The organism is Streptomyces sp. NBC_01210, assembly GCF_036010325.1.
Classification (GTDB): domain Bacteria; phylum Actinomycetota; class Actinomycetes; order Streptomycetales; family Streptomycetaceae; genus Streptomyces.
This window is the reverse complement of the sequence record NZ_CP108549.1, coordinates 3,682,332-3,703,335: the sequence shown is the minus strand read 5'-3', so window position 1 is coordinate 3,703,335 and position 21,004 is coordinate 3,682,332. Positions and strand designations below refer to the sequence as shown.

General features: G+C 66.5%; 13 protein-coding genes and 3 rRNA genes. 10 read left to right on the top strand and 6 right to left on the bottom strand.

All coding sequences use genetic code 11. The features are described from left to right. Window positions 1-327 precede the first annotated feature (327 nt). The 3 genes from OG735_RS16665 to rrf all read left to right on the top strand — a co-directional run bounded on the left by OG735_RS16665 (window position 328) and on the right by rrf (window position 5,479). Window positions 328-1,853 (top strand): 16S ribosomal RNA (locus tag OG735_RS16665). A 299-nt stretch (window positions 1,854-2,152) separates the two neighbouring features. Then, a 23S ribosomal RNA gene (locus OG735_RS16660) occupies window positions 2,153-5,276 on the top strand. 86 nt (window positions 5,277-5,362) lie between these two features. Beyond that, window positions 5,363-5,479, top strand: a 5S ribosomal RNA gene (gene rrf / locus OG735_RS16655). The 16S, 23S and 5S rRNA genes sit together here, the layout of an rRNA operon. Before the next feature lie 97 nt (window positions 5,480-5,576). Here rrf and OG735_RS16650 read toward each other — a convergent pair. Genes OG735_RS16650 through OG735_RS16630 form a run of 5 tightly spaced genes read right to left on the bottom strand, consistent with a single transcriptional unit; the run spans window position 5,577 to window position 10,998 of the window. Then, the gene (locus OG735_RS16650) at window positions 5,577-6,887 is read right to left on the bottom strand and encodes a DUF58 domain-containing protein (protein ID WP_327323959.1); all 1,311 of its coding nucleotides are present in this window, start codon (window positions 6,885-6,887) and stop codon (window positions 5,577-5,579) included. Between the two features lie 11 nt (window positions 6,888-6,898). Continuing rightward, window positions 6,899-7,882 carry an AAA family ATPase gene (locus OG735_RS16645; protein WP_327323958.1) on the bottom strand — a complete coding sequence of 328 codons (984 nt, stop codon included), beginning with the start codon at window positions 7,880-7,882 and terminating at the stop codon, window positions 6,899-6,901. Further along, window positions 7,879-9,078, bottom strand: coding sequence for a DUF4350 domain-containing protein (locus OG735_RS16640; RefSeq protein ID WP_327323957.1), 1,200 nt, complete (start codon window positions 9,076-9,078; stop codon window positions 7,879-7,881). The genes OG735_RS16645 and OG735_RS16640 overlap by 4 nt, the downstream gene beginning before the upstream one ends. After that, window positions 9,075-9,764 (bottom strand): DUF4129 domain-containing protein, encoded by a 690-nt coding sequence (locus OG735_RS16635; protein ID WP_327323956.1) that lies wholly within the window; start codon window positions 9,762-9,764, stop codon window positions 9,075-9,077. The genes OG735_RS16640 and OG735_RS16635 overlap by 4 nt, the downstream gene beginning before the upstream one ends. A 4-nt stretch (window positions 9,765-9,768) precedes the next feature. Then, window positions 9,769-10,998 (bottom strand): glycerophosphoryl diester phosphodiesterase membrane domain-containing protein, encoded by a 1,230-nt coding sequence (locus tag OG735_RS16630; protein ID WP_327323955.1) that lies wholly within the window; start codon window positions 10,996-10,998, stop codon window positions 9,769-9,771. Between the two features lie 182 nt (window positions 10,999-11,180). Between OG735_RS16630 and mtnA the strand changes: the two genes are divergently transcribed. From mtnA to OG735_RS16595, 7 genes are all read left to right on the top strand, one after another. Further along, window positions 11,181-12,329, top strand: a complete 1,149-nt coding sequence (gene mtnA / locus OG735_RS16625) for an S-methyl-5-thioribose-1-phosphate isomerase (RefSeq protein ID WP_327323954.1) — start codon at window positions 11,181-11,183, stop codon at window positions 12,327-12,329. A 4-nt stretch (window positions 12,330-12,333) separates the two neighbouring features. Beyond that, window positions 12,334-13,023 (top strand): two-component system response regulator MtrA, encoded by a 690-nt coding sequence (gene mtrA / locus OG735_RS16620; protein ID WP_187438793.1) that lies wholly within the window; start codon window positions 12,334-12,336, stop codon window positions 13,021-13,023. A 1-nt stretch (window position 13,024) separates the two neighbouring features. Next, entirely contained in the window at window positions 13,025-15,058 is a 2,034-nt protein-coding gene (gene mtrB, locus OG735_RS16615) for an MtrAB system histidine kinase MtrB (protein ID WP_327323953.1), read from the top strand. Then, entirely contained in the window at window positions 15,048-16,904 is a 1,857-nt protein-coding gene (locus OG735_RS16610) for an LpqB family beta-propeller domain-containing protein (RefSeq protein WP_327323952.1), read from the top strand. The genes mtrB and OG735_RS16610 overlap by 11 nt, the downstream gene beginning before the upstream one ends. A gap of 77 nt (window positions 16,905-16,981) precedes the next feature. After that, window positions 16,982-17,713, top strand: a complete 732-nt coding sequence (locus tag OG735_RS16605) for a ComF family protein (protein WP_327323951.1) — start codon at window positions 16,982-16,984, stop codon at window positions 17,711-17,713. A gap of 330 nt (window positions 17,714-18,043) precedes the next feature. Next, a complete protein-coding gene (gene hpf, locus OG735_RS16600; protein WP_327323950.1) occupies window positions 18,044-18,733 on the top strand; it encodes a ribosome hibernation-promoting factor, HPF/YfiA family in 690 nt (229 codons plus the stop codon). A gap of 190 nt (window positions 18,734-18,923) precedes the next feature. Further along, complete coding sequence (locus OG735_RS16595; protein ID WP_327323949.1) at window positions 18,924-19,676, top strand: response regulator transcription factor; 753 nt, start codon at window positions 18,924-18,926, stop codon at window positions 19,674-19,676. Between the two features lie 73 nt (window positions 19,677-19,749). Here the strand turns inward: OG735_RS16595 and OG735_RS16590 are convergent, their stop codons facing one another. Further along, window positions 19,750-20,916 (bottom strand): winged helix-turn-helix domain-containing protein, encoded by a 1,167-nt coding sequence (locus OG735_RS16590; protein WP_327323948.1) that lies wholly within the window; start codon window positions 20,914-20,916, stop codon window positions 19,750-19,752. Window positions 20,917-21,004 lie beyond the last annotated feature (88 nt).

The following is a 21,004-nucleotide window of genomic DNA, read 5'->3' as shown; positions in this document are numbered from 1 at the left end:
GCGGCCACTGGAAACGAATTCCGAACCGGAAACGGAACGGGAAAAGAATCTGGTAAGGTTGGAAACACCGAAGGGAAGCGCCCGGAGGACCCCATGAAAAGGGTCTGAAGGAAGCGTCCGTTCCTTGAGAACTCAACAGCGTGCCAAAAGTCAACGCCAGATATGTTGATACCCCGGCCTGTTTCGGCAGGTTCGAGGTTCCTTTGAAAGTCCTGCTACTGCTCTGCAGTGGCAGGCAATGACACAGCGAGGACGCTGTGAACAGTCGGTCTTATTCCGACCGGCTGTTCCGCTCTAAGTGGTGTTGATCCCGATCACGGGAGAACATTCATGGAGAGTTTGATCCTGGCTCAGGACGAACGCTGGCGGCGTGCTTAACACATGCAAGTCGAACGATGAAGCCCTTCGGGGTGGATTAGTGGCGAACGGGTGAGTAACACGTGGGCAATCTGCCCTTCACTCTGGGACAAGCCCTGGAAACGGGGTCTAATACCGGATAACACTCCTCCCTGCATGGGGAGGGGTTGAAAGCTCCGGCGGTGAAGGATGAGCCCGCGGCCTATCAGCTTGTTGGTGGGGTGATGGCCTACCAAGGCGACGACGGGTAGCCGGCCTGAGAGGGCGACCGGCCACACTGGGACTGAGACACGGCCCAGACTCCTACGGGAGGCAGCAGTGGGGAATATTGCACAATGGGCGAAAGCCTGATGCAGCGACGCCGCGTGAGGGATGACGGCCTTCGGGTTGTAAACCTCTTTCAGCAGGGAAGAAGCGAAAGTGACGGTACCTGCAGAAGAAGCGCCGGCTAACTACGTGCCAGCAGCCGCGGTAATACGTAGGGCGCAAGCGTTGTCCGGAATTATTGGGCGTAAAGAGCTCGTAGGCGGCTTGTCACGTCGGATGTGAAAGCCCGGGGCTTAACCCCGGGTCTGCATTCGATACGGGCTAGCTAGAGTGTGGTAGGGGAGATCGGAATTCCTGGTGTAGCGGTGAAATGCGCAGATATCAGGAGGAACACCGGTGGCGAAGGCGGATCTCTGGGCCATTACTGACGCTGAGGAGCGAAAGCGTGGGGAGCGAACAGGATTAGATACCCTGGTAGTCCACGCCGTAAACGTTGGGAACTAGGTGTTGGCGACATTCCACGTCGTCGGTGCCGCAGCTAACGCATTAAGTTCCCCGCCTGGGGAGTACGGCCGCAAGGCTAAAACTCAAAGGAATTGACGGGGGCCCGCACAAGCAGCGGAGCATGTGGCTTAATTCGACGCAACGCGAAGAACCTTACCAAGGCTTGACATATACCGGAAAGCATCAGAGATGGTGCCCCCCTTGTGGTCGGTATACAGGTGGTGCATGGCTGTCGTCAGCTCGTGTCGTGAGATGTTGGGTTAAGTCCCGCAACGAGCGCAACCCTTGTTCTGTGTTGCCAGCATGCCCTTCGGGGTGATGGGGACTCACAGGAGACTGCCGGGGTCAACTCGGAGGAAGGTGGGGACGACGTCAAGTCATCATGCCCCTTATGTCTTGGGCTGCACACGTGCTACAATGGCCGGTACAATGAGCTGCGATGCCGCGAGGCGGAGCGAATCTCAAAAAGCCGGTCTCAGTTCGGATTGGGGTCTGCAACTCGACCCCATGAAGTCGGAGTTGCTAGTAATCGCAGATCAGCATTGCTGCGGTGAATACGTTCCCGGGCCTTGTACACACCGCCCGTCACGTCACGAAAGTCGGTAACACCCGAAGCCGGTGGCCCAACCCCTTGTGGGAGGGAGCTGTCGAAGGTGGGACTGGCGATTGGGACGAAGTCGTAACAAGGTAGCCGTACCGGAAGGTGCGGCTGGATCACCTCCTTTCTAAGGAGCACTTCTTACCGGGCTTGCCCGGTCAGAGGCCAGAACACCGGCGAATGTCCGGTGCTGGTTGCTCATGGGTGGAACGTTGACTATTCGGCACGGTTTGCTGGCTTCACTAGTACTGCTTCGGCGTGGAACGTGAGAGTTGGTGGGTCGTGCCGGGCGCGCTGTTGGGTATCTGAGGGTGCGAGCGTGAGCTCGCCCTTCGCGATGCCGGCCCCAGTGAACTCGCTGATCTCAGCGGGGTGGTGGGTGGCTGGTCGTTGTTTGAGAACTGCACAGTGGACGCGAGCATCTGTGGCCAAGTTTTTAAGGGCGCACGGTGGATGCCTTGGCACCAGGAACCGATGAAGGACGTGGGAGGCCACGATAGTCCCCGGGGAGCCGTCAACCAGGCTTTGATCCGGGGGTTTCCGAATGGGGAAACCCGGCAGTCGTCATGGGCTGTCACCCACTGCTGAACACATAGGCAGTGTGGAGGGAACGAGGGGAAGTGAAACATCTCAGTACCCTCAGGAAGAGAAAACAACCGTGATTCCGGGAGTAGTGGCGAGCGAAACCGGATGAGGCTAAACCGTATGCGTGTGATACCCGGCAGGGGTTGCGCATACGGGGTTGTGGGATCGCACTTCAACAGTCTGCCGGCTGTTGGGCGAGTCAGAAACCGTTGATGTAGGCGAAGGACATGCGAAAGGTCCGGCGTAGAGGGTAAGACCCCCGTAGCTGAAACATCAGCGGCTTGCTTGTGCGACACCCAAGTAGCACGGGGCCCGAGAAATCCCGTGTGAATCTGGCGGGACCACCCGCTAAGCCTAAATATTCCCTGGTGACCGATAGCGGATAGTACCGTGAGGGAATGGTGAAAAGTACCGCGGGAGCGGAGTGAAATAGTACCTGAAACCGTGTGCCTACAAGCCGTGGGAGCGTCGCTGTGTGTGCTTGCACATGCAGTCGTGACTGCGTGCCTTTTGAAGAATGAGCCTGCGAGTTTGCGGTGTGTTGCGAGGTTAACCCGTGTGGGGAAGCCGTAGCGAAAGCGAGTCCGAACAGGGCGATTCAGTAGCGCGCTCAAGACCCGAAGCGGAGTGATCTAGCCATGGGCAGGTTGAAGCGGAGGTAAGACTTCGTGGAGGACCGAACCCACCAGGGTTGAAAACCTGGGGGATGACCTGTGGTTAGGGGTGAAAGGCCAATCAAACTCCGTGATAGCTGGTTCTCCCCGAAATGCATTTAGGTGCAGCGTCGTGTGTTTCTTGCCGGAGGTAGAGCACTGGATAGGCGATGGGCCCTACCGGGTTACTGACCTTAGCCAAACTCCGAATGCCGGTAAGTGAGAGCGCGGCAGTGAGACTGTGGGGGATAAGCTCCATGGTCGAGAGGGAAACAGCCCAGAGCATCGACTAAGGCCCCTAAGCGTACGCTAAGTGGGAAAGGATGTGGAGTCGCAGAGACAACCAGGAGGTTGGCTTAGAAGCAGCCACCCTTGAAAGAGTGCGTAATAGCTCACTGGTCAAGTGATTCCGCGCCGACAATGTAGCGGGGCTCAAGCGTACCGCCGAAGTCGTGTCATTGCAGCAATAGGGCCAACGCCCGCTGTGATGGGTAGGGGAGCGTCGTGTGCCGGGTGAAGCCGCCGCGTAAGCGAGTGGTGGACGGTTCACGAGTGAGAATGCAGGCATGAGTAGCGATACACACGTGAGAAACGTGTGCGCCGATTGACTAAGGGTTCCTGGGTCAAGCTGATCTGCCCAGGGTAAGTCGGGACCTAAGGCGAGGCCGACAGGCGTAGTCGATGGACAACCGGTTGATATTCCGGTACCCGCTTTGAAACGCCCAGTATCGAGCCCATTAATGCTAAGGCCGTGAAGCCGCCCTGATCTCTTCGGAGTTGAGGGGAGTGGTGGAGCCGCCGGCCCAAGGTGGTAGTAGGTAAGCGATGGGGTGACGCAGGAAGGTAGTCCAGCCCGGGCGGTGGTTGTCCCGGGGTAAGGGTGTAGGCCGTGTGATAGGCAAATCCGTCACACATTAAGGCTGAGACCTGATGCCGAGCCGATTGTGGTGAAGTGGATGATCCTATGCTGTCGAGAAAAGCCTCTAGCGAGTTTCATGGCGGCCCGTACCCTAAACCGACTCAGGTGGTCAGGTAGAGAATACCGAGGCGTTCGGGTGAACTATGGTTAAGGAACTCGGCAAAATGCCCCCGTAACTTCGGGAGAAGGGGGGCCATCACCGGTGACGGCATTTACTGCCAGAGCTGGGGGTGGCCGCAGAGACCAGCGAGAAGCGACTGTTTACTAAAAACACAGGTCCGTGCGAAGCCGTAAGGCGATGTATACGGACTGACGCCTGCCCGGTGCTGGAACGTTAAGGGGACCGGTTAGTCACATTTCGGTGTGGCGAAGCTGAGAACTTAAGCGCCAGTAAACGGCGGTGGTAACTATAACCATCCTAAGGTAGCGAAATTCCTTGTCGGGTAAGTTCCGACCTGCACGAATGGCGTAACGACTTCTCGACTGTCTCAACCATAGGCCCGGTGAAATTGCACTACGAGTAAAGATGCTCGTTTCGCGCAGCAGGACGGAAAGACCCCGGGACCTTTACTACAGTTTGATATTGGTGTTCGGTTCGGCTTGTGTAGGATAGGTGGGAGACTGTGAACTCTGGACGCCAGTTCAGGGGGAGTCATCGTTGAAATACCACTCTGGTCGTGCTGGATGTCTAACCTGGGTCCGTGATCCGGATCAGGGACAGTGTCTGATGGGTAGTTTAACTGGGGCGGTTGCCTCCCAAAGGGTAACGGAGGCGCCCAAAGGTTCCCTCAGCCTGGTTGGCAATCAGGTGTTGAGTGTAAGTGCACAAGGGAGCTTGACTGTGAGACCGACGGGTCGAGCAGGGACGAAAGTCGGGACTAGTGATCCGGCGGTGGCTTGTGGAAGCGCCGTCGCTCAACGGATAAAAGGTACCCCGGGGATAACAGGCTGATCTTCCCCAAGAGTCCATATCGACGGGATGGTTTGGCACCTCGATGTCGGCTCGTCGCATCCTGGGGCTGGAGTCGGTCCCAAGGGTTGGGCTGTTCGCCCATTAAAGCGGTACGCGAGCTGGGTTTAGAACGTCGTGAGACAGTTCGGTCCCTATCCGCTGCGCGCGCAGGAGTCTTGAGAAGGGCTGTCCCTAGTACGAGAGGACCGGGACGGACGAACCTCTGGTGTGCCAGTTGTCCTGCCAAGGGCATGGCTGGTTGGCTACGTTCGGAAAGGATAACCGCTGAAAGCATCTAAGCGGGAAGCCTGCTTCGAGATGAGGACTCCCACCCCCTTGAGGGGTTAAGGCTCCCAGTAGACGACTGGGTTGATAGGCCAGATGTGGAAGCCGGGCAACCGGTGAAGCTGACTGGTACTAATAGGCCGAGGGCTTGTCCTCAGTTGCTCGCGTCCACTGTGTTAGTTCTGAAGCAACGAACTGTCGAGTCCCCTGTGGGGATTCCGGGTCGTACATCTTCATAGAGTTTCGGTGGTCATAGCGTTAGGGAAACGCCCGGTTACATTCCGAACCCGGAAGCTAAGCCTTTCAGCGCCGATGGTACTGCAGGGGGGACCCTGTGGGAGAGTAGGACGCCGCCGAACAATCATTGTGGGAAAGCCCCGCACCGTTATGGTGCGGGGCTTTTCTGCGTTCAGGACCCATTGCTTCAACCCCTCTCAATTCATGTGGCGCCCGCCCTCAGAGCCGGCCGGCGGCCTTCAATGCCAGATACGCATCCGCAAGGGCAGGGGCGAGGTTGTCAGGAGTGGCGTCAACGACCGTGACTCCGTGGTGCTGGAGCTGTTCTGCTGTGCGCCGGCGCTGAGCCTGGGACTGAGTGCCGGCCGCGGCCTCGTACACGGCCTCGACGGTGCCTCGGGTCTTGGACATCTGCTCGATATGGGGGTCGGCGACCGAGGCCACGAGTACCGTGTGGCGTTTTGTGAGCTGAGGAAGGACGGGGAGCAGCCCCTCCTCGACGGGCGCAGCGTCGAGGCCGGTCAGCAGAACAATGAGCGAGCGGCGCGGGGCGCTGTGCAGCGCCGTGGCGCTGAGGCCCCGCGCGTCGGTTTCCACGAGCTCGGGTTCCAGTGGAGCGAGGGCGTTGACCACGGCGGGCAGCAGGTCGCCGGCTGAGCGGCCTTGGACCTGGGCGCGGATACGGCGGTCGTAGGCCAGGAGGTCCACGCGGTCACCGGCGCGCGAGGCGAGTGCGGTGAGAAGCAGTGCTGCGTCCATCGCCGCGTCGAGGCGCGGGACATCACCGACTCGGCCGGCCGATGTGCGGCCGGTGTCGAGTACGACGAGGATGTGGCGGTCGCGTTCAGGGCGCCATGTGCGTACGGCGACGGTGGTCTGGCGGGCGGTGGCGCGCCAGTCGATGGAACGGGTGTCATCCCCGGGGACGTAGTCGCGGAGGCTGTCGAACTCGGTGCCCTGTCCGCGGATCAGGACGCTGGTGCGGCCGTCGAGCTCGCGCAGTCGGGCCAGCCTGGACGGCAGGTGCTTGCGGCTGGTGAAGGGCGGCAGCACGCGCACGGTCCAGGGGACCTTGTGGCTGCCCTGGCGGGCGGCGAGGCCCAGTGGTCCGTATGAGCGGACGGTGATGCGTTCCGCCTGGCGGTCGCCGCGGCGCGTGGGGCGCAGGACGGTGGTGAGACGTCGGCGTTCACCGGAGGGGATGGTCAGCTTGTGCCGGGACGCGGTCTGTTCGGTGCCGGTGAGCCAGCTGCTCGGCGGCCAGGCGTCGCGGAGGTGGGCACGCAGGCGGCGGTTGGAGGTGTTGGTGACGGTGAGCTGCACTTCCGCGCTGTCACCCAATCGAACTGATGTATCACCGCTTCGGGTGAATCGGAGCGTTCGCACTGGCGCGGCGAAGGCGTAGTCGCACAGGATTGCCAGTGAGAGAGGCGCGTTCACGGCGAGCATCCCCGCCCAGCTCGGGGCGAGGACGCCGACGGGGAGAGAGCCGAGAGCGGCGAGGAGCGCTGTCCTTCCGGTGAGGGCCATGGGTCACTGCCTCAGCGGGGGACGGGGACGTGGGTGAGGATCGCGGTGATGACGGAGTCGGCGGTGACTCCTTCCATTTCCGCCTCGGGGCGGAGCTGGATCCGGTGGCGCAGTGTCGGCAGAGCCAGGGCCTTCACATCGTCCGGGATGACGTAGTCCCGCCCGGTGAGCCAGGCCCAGGCGCGTGCAGTGGAGAGCAGGGCTGTAGCGCCTCGGGGGGACACACCGAGAGTGAGTGAGGGGGATTCACGGGTGGCACGGCAGATATCGACGACGTAGCCGGCGATCTCGGCGGAGACCGAGGTCTTGGCGACGGCGGCACGAGCCGCTTCCAGGTCGGCGGGGCCGGCGACGGGGCGCACGCCTGCGGACTGGAGGTCGCGTGGGTTGAAGCCTTCGGCGTGACGGGTGAGGACGTTGATCTCGTCGTCGCGTGAGGGCAGAGGGACCGTCAGTTTCAGTAGAAAACGGTCCAGTTGGGCTTCGGGGAGCGGGTAAGTGCCTTCGTACTCCACCGGGTTCTGGGTCGCGGCGACCAGGAACGGGTCGGGCAGCAGGCGGGGCGTGCCGTCGACAGTGACTTGCCGCTCCTCCATCGCTTCCAGGAGCGATGACTGGGTCTTGGGCGGGGTGCGATTGATCTCGTCCGCGAGAAGGAGATTGGTGAACACGGGGCCGGGCTGGAACGAGAACTCAGCAGTGCGCGCGTCGTAGACGAGGGACCCGGTGACATCGCTGGGCATCAGATCGGGGGTGAACTGGACGCGTTTGGTGTCGAGTTCGAGGGAGGCCGCGAGGGTGCGGACCAACAGTGTCTTGGCGACGCCCGGTACTCCTTCGAGAAGGACGTGGCCGCGGCAGAGCAGAGCCACGACGAGACCGGTGACAGCGGGGTCCTGGCCAACCACGGCCTTGGCGATCTCGGTGCGCAGTGCCTCGAGGGAGGTGCGGGCGCGGTCCGAGTTCTGAGCTGTCTCGGGGGTCGGGGCGCTCATGAAGTGCGTACCTCTCTTTCGAGGGCGTCGAGTTGGTCTGCCAGACGGATGAGAGCGGTGTCGTCGGCCGGTGCCGGGCCGAAGAGCAGGGTTTTGAAGTCCCGGTCGCTGGCGCGGAGATGAGCTGACACCGCGGGGAGCAGGGCCTCGGGGGAGTGGGCGTCGATCGGGGGGACGCCGAGGAGCGGGGCGAGGCGGGTGCGGGTTGCCGAGCGCAGGGCTGAGGCCGCGCGGTCGCGGGCGTTCACCTTGCGGTAGAGGCGGGCGCGGCCCTCGGTGGCCTCGGAGGCGCGGATGGCCACGGGGAGTTGTTCGGTCACCAGGGGGCCGAGTCGGCGGGCGCGCCAGACGGCGGCCAGGACGGCGGCGAGGGCGAGTTGGAGAGTCCCCCAGAGCCAGCCGGAGGGGATCAGGTCGAGGAATGAGCTGTTACCGCCGCCGTCGGTGCTGTCCTCAGCGGCGGAGCTGTCACTGAGCGAAGGGAGGTACCAGACCAAATGAGTGCGGGAACCGAGGAGTTGCAGGGCGAGGGAGGCGTTGCCGTGCTCGCCCAGACGGTGGTTGTAGAAGATGTCGGGGGAGCCGAGCAGGACTGTGTCGCCATCGTTCGCGTCGTCGATCCTGAGCAGGGTGGGCAGGCCACCACTCGGGTAGCAGCTGTCGGCATGGGAAGTCTCGGTGGTGTACCGCTCACCACCGAGGTCGGCATTGCCGGCGCTGCGCGCGGCGGGGAGGGCGCACTGGGGGGTCCGCGCAGAAACCGGAGCCGGGGTTTCGGTGCGGACGCCGGGGGCCAGCGCGTCGATGGACACAGGACCGGCGGAGAGGAGGACGGTGCGTCCGCCGGACGAGGCGGTGGCGGTGTGCAAGGTCTGCTGCTGGTGGTCCGTCAGCAGGTCGGGAGCGGCGACGAGAAGCGTGGTATCGGGGCCGACTGCGGAGGTGGCCTCGTCGAGGGTGGTGACCACGCGGGTGGAGACGCCGCGGCCCTTGAGGAGTTCGGCCACGGCGCGGCTGCCGTAGCGGTCCGCGGACCGGGGGTCGAGGCGGCCGTGCTGGTCCCCGGAGCGCAGGGCGGCCATGGCGATCCCGGCTACTACGAGGATGACGAGCGCGAGGAGCAGGCCGCGGGTGCGGGTCCACACCTGGCGGGTGGTGGGAGACGTGGAGGTGGAGCTGAGGGTGACCGCGGTCATTCGGCTGCTCCTTGGGCCGCGCCGGTCAGCCGGGGCTTCGCGCGCTCCAGCTCGACGTCCAGATCCCGAAGGCGTAGGTATGCCTGCCGGTCGGCGGTGCGGCCACCGTATGTGACGTCGTCGAACTCCCGGGCAGAGGCACGGAGTCCGTCGGCGTGGTCGGGGAGGGAACGGCCGGCCTCGTCGGCGGCCTCGTCGGCTGTGCGGCCCGGGCGCGGGTCGAGGACGACTCGTTCCTCCAGGGAGCGGACGATTGCCCGCATCCGTTCCTGGACGGCTTGGTTCCAGCGTCCGGCGGTGGCGTGTTTTTCAGCGGCCGCACGGTGTTCGGACGCGCTGCGGGGGCCGTCGTCGAAAAGGGTGTCTACGGAGCCAGGGGTGCGTTGCGGCGTCCCAAGACGCCACCAGAGAGCGGTCACCAGGCCGATGACGACCAGGATGAGGACGAGGAGACCGAGCGGACCGCCGGGGGCGGCGCCGGACGCGGCGTCGAAGATGCTGCCGACCCAGTCCCAGAAGCGGTTGAGCGCGCGCTGGAGGAGGTTCGGGTCGTTCTCGTGGTACATCGGTTTGGACAACTCCCGCTCCGCCGCCTCTCGGGCGGGGATCCGCGGAGTGTCCACCGGTACGTCATCGCCTGCACGGATCAGTAGCCGCGCTGTCCTCACGCCCCCCGTCGTGGACACCGCATCAGCTCCTGGTGGAGTGGTTGCCAGGAGGCTCGGAGCCGTAGCCGGGGACGCCGGCGGCACGTGCGAGTTCGAGGTCGAGGGCCTCGCGGCGGATGCGCTGGTCCACGTAGAGGAGGACCGTCACGCCGGCGGAGATCGGGTAGGTGATGGACGAGGCGATCACCGAGCCGATTCCCGTGATGATCAGGAACGGCCAGCCGAAGTCCGGGGTGGTCCCGGCGAAGAGGTCGCTGAAACTGCTGCCGTCGACCACGTACGCGACCAGGCTGAACGGCACGGCGATGATCATCGACACCAGCAGGGTCAGCAGCAGCGTGAGCGCCAGGATGCCGAAAGTCCGCCACCAGGCGCCCTGGACCAGTTTGGCGGAACGGCGCAGGGACGGGATGACGCCCTGGCGCTCCAGCATCAGCGCGGGGGAGGCCAGGGCGAACCGGATCATCAGCCAGAGGATGACGCCGCTGGCCGCGAGGCCTCCGAGCAGGGCGAGCGCGATGCCCGCACCGTTGCCGAGCAGGACGCCGGGAAGGATGCCCACGGCCATGATGGCGGCGCTCATAAGAGGCAGCAGCAGGGTCAGGCCCAGCAGCTGAGGCAGCCGGGGTCGGGCCTCGTGCCAGGCTTCGGAGAGCGTCACCGGGCGGCCCAGTACCGAGCGGCTGATCACCATGGTGAGAAGTGCTGTGGTGAAGAGCGTGCCGATCAAGGTGATCAGCAGCGACGGGCCCATGGCGAGCAGGCTGGACTGCAGCGAGTCCACGGACTGGCTGAGTGCTTCCGACGGGCTTGCGTTCGGGTCGACCTCGGGCGGATCCGGGAGCAGGTAGCGCTCGACCAGGATGTTGCAGATCTGGGAGATCACGGAGACGGTGATCGTGACGCCCAGCACCGTGCGCCAGTGAGCGCGCAGCGTCGACACCGCGCCGTCGAGGATCTCGCCGACACCGAGAGGACGCAGCGGGATGACACCGGGCTTCGCCGCGGCCGGCGTCCGGCCCCAGCTGCCGTGCGGCTGACCGCCGCCCCAGCCGGGGGCAGGCGGTGGCCCCGGTACGGGGTCGGTACGAGGTGCGGTCGGAGCGGAACACTGTCCCGCGGGCGGCTGTGCCTTGGACCACTTCGAGGCGGGGCCGCTCTCGTCGGCGGGCTCGGCGGGCCGCGGCACGCCGGTTTCCTGCCCGTCGGAGGGAGCAGATCCGGGCGAGGCCCAGCCCGGAGTGTCGTTCACGGTCGTCCACCTCATGGCTTGGTCGCGGGGCCGGCTCGGCGAGCCGACACGTTCACGGTGCCCGTCCGCCCATCAAGGCGGCAGGTTGGCAGCCATCGTGCCACGCGTTGCCCGCTGGTGGGCCGGGCCCTGTGTCTCCTTCGTACCTTCATTGTCGGTGCCTCACGGGGCAGACTGGGCGGATGGCTGATCACTACGTACAAAACCCGGCCGGCACAGAGCCGCCCACGCTTCCGGTGCTGCGCTGGGACGAGCCACCGGAAGGGCCCGTACTGGTGCTTCTCGACCAAACCCGGCTGCCTGCCGAGGAGGTCGAACTGGTCTGTACCGATGTGCCTGCCCTGGTGCGGGCGATCCAGACGCTCGCTGTGCGAGGGGCGCCGCTGCTGGGCATCGCCGGTGCGTATGGTGTGGCCCTCGCCGCCGTGCGGGGATTCGACGTGGATGAGGCGGTGGCCCTGCTGGAGAGTGCGAGGCCCACCGCGGTGAACCTGGGGCACGGAGTGCGGCGGGCGGCGGGCGCCTACCGGGCGGCGGTGGACAAGGGAGCGGACCCGAAGCAGGCGGCCCGGGCGGCGCTCGCGGCGGCCAGGGACCTGCACCGGGAGGATGCCGAGGACAGTGTCCGGATGGCTGAGCAAGGGCTGGTGCTCCTTGATGAGCTGCTGCCGGGCGGCGGTCACCGGATCCTGACCCACTGCAACACCGGGGCGCTGGTGTCGGGAGGCGAGGGCACCGCGTTCGCGGTGGCGCTCGCGGCGCACCGGGTGGGCCGACTGCGGCGGCTGTGGGTTGACGAGACGAGGCCGCTGCTGCAGGGCGCCCGGCTGACCGCCTACGAGGCGGCGCGCAGTGGAATGCCGTACACACTGCTCACGGACAATGCCGCGGGGTCGCTCTTCGCGGCGGGGGAGGTGGATGCCGTACTCATAGGGGCGGACCGGATAGCGGCTGACGGATCGGTGGCGAACAAGGTGGGCAGTTATCCGCTGGCGGTGCTGGCGAAGTACCACCATGTGCCGTTCATCGTGGTCGCGCCGACCACGACGGTGGACCTGAACACGCCGGACGGGGCGTCGATAGAGGTGGAACAACGGCCGGGACATGAAGTGACCGAAGTCACAGCGCCGCAGATAGCGGCGGCCGGGGCCGGAGCGGATGGCGGGCTGCCGGTCGCGCCGCTGGGAACCCAGGCGTACAACCCGGCTTTTGATGTCACGCCCCCGGATCTGGTGACGGCGATCGTCACCGAGGAGGGTGCGTTGTCCCCGGTCACAGGGGGAGGAATCGCGGAGCTGTGTGCCAGGTCACGCCAGGTAACGATTAGCTAATGGGATGATGTCGATTATGAAGGGACGAGTCCTTGTCGTCGATGACGACACCGCACTGGCCGAGATGCTCGGGATTGTGCTGCGTGGTGAAGGTTTCGAGCCGTCGTTCGTAGCGGACGGCGACAAGGCACTTGCCGCTTTCCGTGAGGCCAAACCGGATCTGGTTCTGCTGGATCTCATGCTGCCCGGACGGGACGGCATCGAAGTGTGCCGGCTCATCAGGGCCGAGTCCGGTGTGCCGATCGTGATGCTCACCGCCAAGAGCGACACCGTGGATGTGGTGGTCGGCCTGGAGTCCGGGGCCGATGACTACATCGTCAAACCGTTCAAGCCGAAGGAGCTGGTCGCCCGGATCCGGGCGAGGCTGAGGAGGTCGGAGGAGCCGGCGCCGGAGCAGCTGGCGATCGGGGATCTGGTCATTGATGTGGCCGGTCACTCCGTGAAGCGGGAGGGGCAGTCCATCGCTCTGACCCCGCTCGAGTTCGACCTGCTGGTCGCGCTCGCCCGTAAGCCCTGGCAGGTGTTCACCCGCGAGGTGCTGCTGGAGCAGGTGTGGGGCTATCGCCACGCCGCGGACACCAGGCTGGTCAATGTGCATGTACAGCGGTTGCGTTCCAAGGTCGAGAAGGACCCCGAGCGCCCGGAGATCGTGGTGACCGTCCGTGGTGTCGGTTACAAGGCCGGGCCGAGCTGACATGTCCCGAGGCAGTGTTGCTCCGAAGCCCGGGCAGCCGGGAGTCCGTGCGGGGCGGGCTGCCGGACCGGGGTGGGGGGCCTCGCGATTCGGCCGCCTGCTCCAGGGCGGACGGCCGCTCCAGGACGGGGCGCCGGGTGGACCGGTGCTCCGGCTCGTCATGCGCTTGATTCGCCGTCCGCTGCTGCCCGCGGTGCGGCTGTGGCGACGGAACATCCAGCTCAGGGTGGTCGCGGGCACGCTGCTGATGTCGCTCGGTGTGGTGCTGCTGCTCGGCTTCGTCGTCATCGGGCAGGTGCGCAACGGCCTGCTCGACGCCAAGGGCAAGGCGGCGCAGAGCCAGGCGGCCGGTGGCTTCGCCGTGGCGCGGGAGAAGGCGAATGCCTCGGTGGGGCCCGGCGGGCAGGACGGTGCCGTCACGGACGGCCGGACCGCGCGGAGCTCCTGGCGGTCCGATCTGGTGGACCAGCTCGCCAGTGGCGGCCAGGGGGCGTTCAACCTGGTGGCGCTGAGTGCCGACTCCCAGGACGCGGGTTCCAGCCGTGCGCCCCGGACCTCGGGCGGTGTGGACCACACGAGCATTCCCGTGGCCTTGCGGGAAGCCGTCGACCAGGGCACCGGGACGTACGAGACGTATGTTCGGATCAAGTACAACAACGATGTGCACGAGCCGGAGCCCGGGCTGGTCGTCGGCACCCGGCTGAACGACATCGAGGGCAATCCCTACGAGCTCTACTACCTCTTCCCGCTGGCGCAGGAGGAGCAGTCGCTCAACCTGGTCAGGGGGACCCTTGCCACGGCGGGGCTGTTCGTGGTCGTCCTGCTGGGAGCCATCGCCTGGCTGGTGGTGCGGCAGATCGTCACGCCCGTGCGGATGGCCGCCGGGATCGCCGAGCGGCTCTCGGCGGGCCGGCTCCAGGAGCGGATGAAGGTCACGGGCGAGGACGACATCGCAAGGCTGGGTGAGGCCTTCAACAAGATGGCGCAGAACCTCCAGCTGAAGATCCAGCAGCTGGAGGAGCTCTCCAGGATGCAGCGGCGCTTCGTCTCGGATGTGTCGCACGAACTGCGTACGCCGCTGACGACCGTACGGATGGCCGCGGATGTCATCCACGAGGCGCGCGTCGACTTCGACCCGGTGACCGCGCGCTCCGCCGAGCTTCTCGGCGATCAGCTCGACCGCTTCGAGTCACTGCTCTCCGACCTGCTCGAGATCAGCCGCTTCGATGCGGGAGCCGCGGCGCTGGAGGCCGAGGCGATAGACCTTCGCGAAGTCGTACGACGAGTGATCGGCGGTGCCGAGCCGCTGGCGGAGCGCAAGGGCACCCGGATACGGGTGACCGGTGACGAGCAGCCGGTTGTGGTGGAGGCCGATGCCCGGCGCGTGGAGCGTGTGCTGCGCAACCTGGTCGTCAACGCCGTCGAACACGGCGAGGGCCGGGATGTCGTGGTGCGGATGGCCGTGGCCGGCGGCGCCGTCGCGGTCGCCGTGCGGGACTACGGCGTGGGACTGAAGCCGGGCGAGGCGACCCGGGTGTTCAGCCGCTTCTGGCGGGCCGATCCGGCGCGTGCCCGTACCACTGGCGGCACCGGCCTTGGTCTGTCCATCGCGGTCGAGGACGCCCGGCTGCACGGCGGCTGGCTGCAGGCGTGGGGCGAGCCCGGCGGAGGCTCGCAGTTCCGGCTGACCCTGCCGCGTACGGCGGACGAGCCGCTGCGTGGTTCTCCGATACCGCTGGAGCCGGAGGACTCGCGGCAGAACCGTGAGCGCGCCGATTTCGCGGGACCGAAGACGAGCGGGCAACTGCTGACGTCCGTGCCGATGCAGCCGGTGTTGGACCGATCGCCCCTGCCCGTACCACCGCGCGCCCCCGTGCCGCCCCGTACAGGGCCCGGCGGGGTGGATCCGGCGGCCCTTCCGGGCAACGGTGCCCGGGTGGTGGCACGCCAGGCCGGGGAGCGGCGAGACGGCGACTCAGCGCCACAGCTTTCTTCGGAGCGTTCGGAACGTGAGGACACGACTCGTGGGCGCTGATCCCCGTCGGACCGGCCGCACAGGCGCCGTGCGCACGTCGGCGCTGCTCGCCTGCAGCGGTGTGCTGCTGGCCGGGTGCGCGTCGATGCCGGACAGCGGTGACATTCGTGCGGTGAAGGCGTCCCAGCGTGCCGACTCCCAGGTACGGGTGTATGCGGTGCCGCCGCGGCAGGGGGCGACGCCGGCCGAGATCGTCGCAGGTTTCTTGGAGGCCATGACCAGCGACGACACGAACTTCGCCGTCGCCCGGAAGTATCTGACGCCGGATACGTCCAAGAGGTGGCGGCCGGAGGCGAGTACCACAGTGCTGACGGCAGCGCCGGACTCCGGACAGCCCGTAGCCGGTGGCCGCGACAACCCGGGCATGGACTATCCGCTCATCGGCAAGCAGATCGCGACGGTGGACTCGCAGCACGCCTATCAGGCGGTTTCGCCCACCCCGTACCGCACGACTATTCACCTTTCGCTGCAGAGCGGTCCGGACGGCAAGGAATGGCGCATCGACGCCCTGCCGCCGGGGCTGGTGCTCGGAGCATCCGACTTCCAGCGCAACTACCGTTCCGTTAACAAGTATTACTTCGCCTCCGCATCCAGGAGGAATGTGGTCGTTGCCGATCCTGTCTACATCCGGCAGCGACTGGATCCGGTGACCCGGATGGATCCGGTCACGCAGACGGTCAAGGCGCTGCTCGAAGGCCCGACCAACTGGCTGAAGCCGGTGGTCGAATCGCCGTTCCCCGCCGGTACGGCGCTGAAGGAGGGCACCAAGTCGCTGGCGTTCGACGACCGGAACGCGCTGAAGGTGCCGTTGAACGAGAAGGCGTCCAATGTGGGCCACCCGCAGTGTATGAAGCTGGCGGCCCAGATCCTCTTCACCTTGAAGGACCTTTCGGCCACTCGGATCGAGCAGGTGGAGATTCAGCGCGCGAACGGCTCACAGCTGTGCGTGCTCGACGGTGGCCAGGCGGAGGCGATCGCGCCGGACCACACCTCGGTCAGGCCCGTGAGCCAGTACTTCGTCGACAAGAAGAAGCAGCTGACGCTGCTGTCGGGCGGCGCCAAGGACATCAGCGAATCGCAGCATGTGCCGGGGCCGTTCGGCAATGGGCAGCTGCCGGTCGGCCTGGTCGGCGTGTCCCGCGACGAGCGCACCGCGGCAGCGGTTTCCACCGACTCCAGCGGTCTTTTCGTGGCGTCCATCAAGGCGGGGAGCGAGGTGGGCGACGCAGTGGTGCAGAGCAAGGGCAAGGACGCCGCCCATCGCCTCTCGGCGCCCAGCTGGGACGGCCGGGGCGATTTGTGGGTGGCGGACCGCGACCCCAAGAATCCGGCGCTGCTGCGCCTCGCGGGCGGCTCCGGCGCACCGAAGAACGTCAAGATCGTGCCGGGTCTTGAGGGTGCGCGTATCGAGGCGCTGCGGGTGTCGGCGGACGGTGTGCGGATCGCGCTGCTGCTCACGAAGGACGGGACGACCACGCTGAAGATCGGACGCGTGGAGCGCCAGGGCGCCACCGACAACCCGGTGGTCTCCGTGGCGGATCTGCGGCCCGCCGCGCCCCAGATGGAGACCGTGACGGCCGTCTCCTGGGCCGGTCACAGCAGGCTCGTGGTGGTCGGCAAGGAGTCCGGCGGGGTCCAGCAGGTGCGCTACATCCAGACGGACGGCTCGAGTTCGGCCGCGAGCATTCTGCCGGGGCTCAACCGGGTCAAGGCCGTTGCAGCGTCGGACGACGAGAACCGGCCCCTGGTGGCGTACTCCGAGGACGACGGCATCGTGTGGCTGCCGACCGGTGCCAACTGGCAGACGCTGGTCGAGGACGGGTCGTCGCCGGTCTATCCGGGGTAGCGGAGCCGGCCGCCCGGGACGGGACGGGTTGTCCACAGGGGTGGCAGGGCGCCCCCGGCATCGGCACAGTGGTTGCCATGCGGGGGTGGTGGCGCGAAATCTCCGGTCTGGTGCTGCCGGCCGCCTGTGGCGGCTGCGGCACTCCTCGCACGCCGCTCTGTGAGGAGTGCGCCCGTGCGCTGTACGGCGCCGGGGCGCGCCGGGCGAGGCCTGTACTGGAGCCTGCGGGCCTGCCGGTGGTGCATGCCGCCGCCCCGTATGCGGACGCCGTACGTGCGGTGCTGCTGGCGCACAAGGAGCGGGGTGCTCTGGGGCTGGCCCGGCCGCTGGGTGTCGCGCTCGCAGGGGCGGTACGCGCGTCGCTGCCGGTGTCCCGGGCCGCCGGGGGACGGTGGCCGCTGTTGCTCGTACCCGTGCCGTCCGCGCGGCGGGCGGTGAGGGCGCGCGGGCACGACGCCGCGCGGCGGATCGCGCTGGCGGCCGCGGGTGAGCTGCGGCGTACGGGGATCGAGGCGAGGGCTCTGCCGGTGCTGCGGCAGCGGCGGGCGGTGGCCGACCAGTCGGGGCTCACGGCCCGCGAGCGGGTGTCGAATCTGGCGGGGGCACTGGAGGTCGTGGCGGGGGGCGGACGGCTTCTGGAGGGCGGCCGGGCGGTGCTGGTGGACGATCTCATGACGACCGGGGCTTCGCTGGCCGAGGCGGCGCGGGCGCTCCGCGCGGCCTCCGGTCTGCAATTTTCTGGATTCGTACAGCCGAGCGCAGCGGTTGTCGCAGTGCCACCGCTGTCTTTCGAAATAAACTGGAACTGACAGAGTACTTGCGTCGTTGCTGTAGTGAGAGGCGAAAACGCTCTGATCGGAAGTACGCGCTGGTAGCGGGTGCCGACACCCGTCCGATCGAGCTATGTTCGGTTGTGAGGAATGGCGACAGCTGTTTACCTCACCGAATGCACTGTCGTGCCTCCGGCCAGGCTTTCGAGGAAGTGAGTACCTCGAAAATTGGTGGGGTGGGGATCTTGTCGACTGGGGAGGAGGAGGTGAAAGTCCGTCCGAGGCTCCGGTGATCACCGGGGTCTGGTGCAAGAGGGAGATGCTCCGCAGCCTGCGAGCGGGCGGGGCTATCCGGGAACGGAGTTCTGCGTGGACATCGTCGTCAAGGGCCGCAAGACCGAGGTGCCCGAGCGGTTCCGCAAGCACGTGGCCGAGAAGCTGAAGCTGGACAAGATCCAGAAGCTCGACGGCAAGGTGATCAGCCTGGACGTCGAGGTGTCCAAGGAGCACAACCCGCGGCAGGCCGACCGTTCCGACCGTGTGGAGATCACACTCCACTCCCGAGGCCCGGTGATCCGGGCGGAGGCAGCGGCAGCCGATCCGTACGCAGCGCTCGATCTCGCCACGGGCAAGCTGGAGGCGCGGCTGCGCAAGCAGCACGAAAAGCGCCACAACCGCCGCGGCAACGGCCGCATTTCGGCATCCGAGGTGGCCGATGTCGTTCCCGGCGTCGCCGAGTTGAACGCCAATGGCCGGCCCGTCGCCGAAGAGGCGCCCCAATCCGTTGCCACCACCAGGATCGGCTCGCTCGAAGTCCAGGGCGAAGGACCGCTGGTGGTCCGCGAGAAGATTCACACCGCAGCCCCGATGTTGCTCGACCAGGCGCTCTACGAGATGGAGCTGGTCGGGCACGACTTCTACCTGTTCGTCGACTCCGAGACGAAGCAGCCCAGTGTCGTCTACCGACGGCATGCCTATGACTATGGCGTCATCCACCTGGAGACCGACCCGCTGGCCGGGTCCGAGGCGGGCGGCGCAGGAGGTGCACTCGGCGGCTGACCCCGTCAGCAGGCGGCTGGTGCCCCTGGAGCGCCCTGTGTGCCCCCAGGGGCACCACCGTGCGGCCACGGGATCACCGCTCTGTCGTCCGGGCATGAAAGCATGGCGTCGCAAGCCAACCGATGCGCTGTGCACTGACGTTGGCGAACCACACATGATCTTCAGGCCACGGCCTTCAGGGGGAGGAACGATGGCGGACAGCTTCGGCCCGGTTCACGACGACGCCGGCGACGCCGGTGCCACAGTCAACGACACCGGCGCGGACGCCGACGACTCACGCAAGGAGCCGATCCGGGTCCTCGTGGTGGACGACCACGCCCTCTTCCGGCGGGGCCTGGAGATTGTCCTCGCGCAGGAGGAGGACATCCAGGTCGTCGGCGAGGCGGGCGACGGCGCGGAGGCCGTCGACAAGGCGGCCGATCTGCTGCCCGACATCGTGTTGATGGATGTGCGGATGCCCAAGCGCGGCGGCATCGAGGCCTGTACCTCCATCAAGGAGGTGGCCCCCAGCGCGAAGATCATCATGCTGACGATCAGTGACGAGGAGGCCGACCTCTACGACGCGATCAAGGCGGGCGCCACCGGCTACCTCCTCAAGGAGATCTCCACCGATGAGGTGGCCACGGCGATCCGTGCGGTGGCCGACGGCCAGTCGCAGATCAGCCCGTCCATGGCGTCGAAGCTGCTCACCGAGTTCAAGTCGATGATCCAGCGCACCGATGAGCGCAGGCTCGTCCCCGCGCCCCGGCTGACCGAGCGGGAACTCGAAGTGCTCAAGCTGGTCGCCACGGGGATGAATAACCGTGATATCGCCAAGCAGTTGTTCATTTCCGAGAACACCGTGAAGAACCACGTCCGCAACATCCTGGAGAAGCTGCAGCTGCACTCCCGGATGGAGGCCGTGGTCTACGCGATGAGGGAAAAGATCCTCGAGATCCGGTAGGGGCAGCGACCGGCGGCTGCGGAAGGTCAGGAGCAGCGGCTGCGGCAAGCAGGAGCAGCGGCTGCGGCTGTGGTCAGGAGGAGACGGCCCGGACGAGGTCCGCGGTGAGCTCGGCGCGGTCGACCCGTTCGATCCGTACGGAATCGCAGCCGACCCACTCCGCCGCCTCGCGCAGCGCCTGAGCCATGGGTGCCACGGCCTTGGGGGTGTCCAGGGACACCTGGCGTGCCACCAGCGTCGTCCCCTCGCGCGCCGGATCGACGCGGCCCAGCAGCCTGCCACCCGACAGCAGCGGCATTGCGAAGTAGCCGTACACCCGCTTCGGCTTGGGTACGTACGCCTCCAGGCGGTGGGTGAAGCCGAAGATCCGCTCGGTGCGCGCCCGCTCCCAGATGAGGGAGTCGAACGGCGAGAGCAGGGTCGTACGGTGCCGGCCGCGCGGCGCCGAGGCGAGTGCCTCGGGGTCCGCCCAGGCGGGCTTGGACCAGCCCTCGACCGTGATCGGGACAAGACCGGAGTCCGCGACCACCGCGTCGAACTGCTCGCCCTTGAGCCGGTGATAGTCCGCGATGTCGGCGCGGGTGCCGACGCCCAGTGCCTGTCCGGCCAGCTGGACGAGCCGGCGCAGGCACTCGGTGTCGTCCAGCTCGTCGTGCAGAAGCGCATCGGGTACGGCGCGCTCGGCGAGGTCGTACACCCGCTTCCAGCTGCGCCGCTCGGTGCACACCACCTCGCCGTACATCAGCGCGCGCTCGACGGCTACCTTCGACGCCGACCAGTCCCACCACTCGCCGCCGTTCTTCGCGCCGCCCAACTCCGTCGCGGTGAGCGGGCCTTCGGCGCGCAGTTGTTTGATCACCTGGTCGTACGAGCCGTCCGGCAGGTCGTGGTGCCAGTGCGGGCGGCCACGGTAGGCGCGGCGGCGGAAGGCGAAGTGCGGCCACTCCTCTACGGGCAGGATGCAGGCCGCGTGCGACCAGTACTCGAAGCTGTGGCCCTCCGTCCAGTACGCGTCCTCGACCGTCCTGCGGCCCACCGCGCCGAGACGGGCGTACGGAATCAGCTCGTGCGAACGCGCCAGCACCGAGATCGTGTCCAGCTGTACGGCGCCGAGATGGCGCAGCACGCCCCGCACCCCGCCCCGCCGGTCGGGCGCGCCCATGAACCCCTGGGCGCGCAGCGCTATGCGGCGCGCCTCGTCGGCGGAGAGTTCGGCGGCGGGAGGCGGCATCGTCGTCATGTTCCGCACGATAGACGTCGGCACTGACAAGCCGGCCCCGCATCCGGTCCCGCCCGAGGTCGGCCCACCGCCCTGTCGTGCCGCGGTC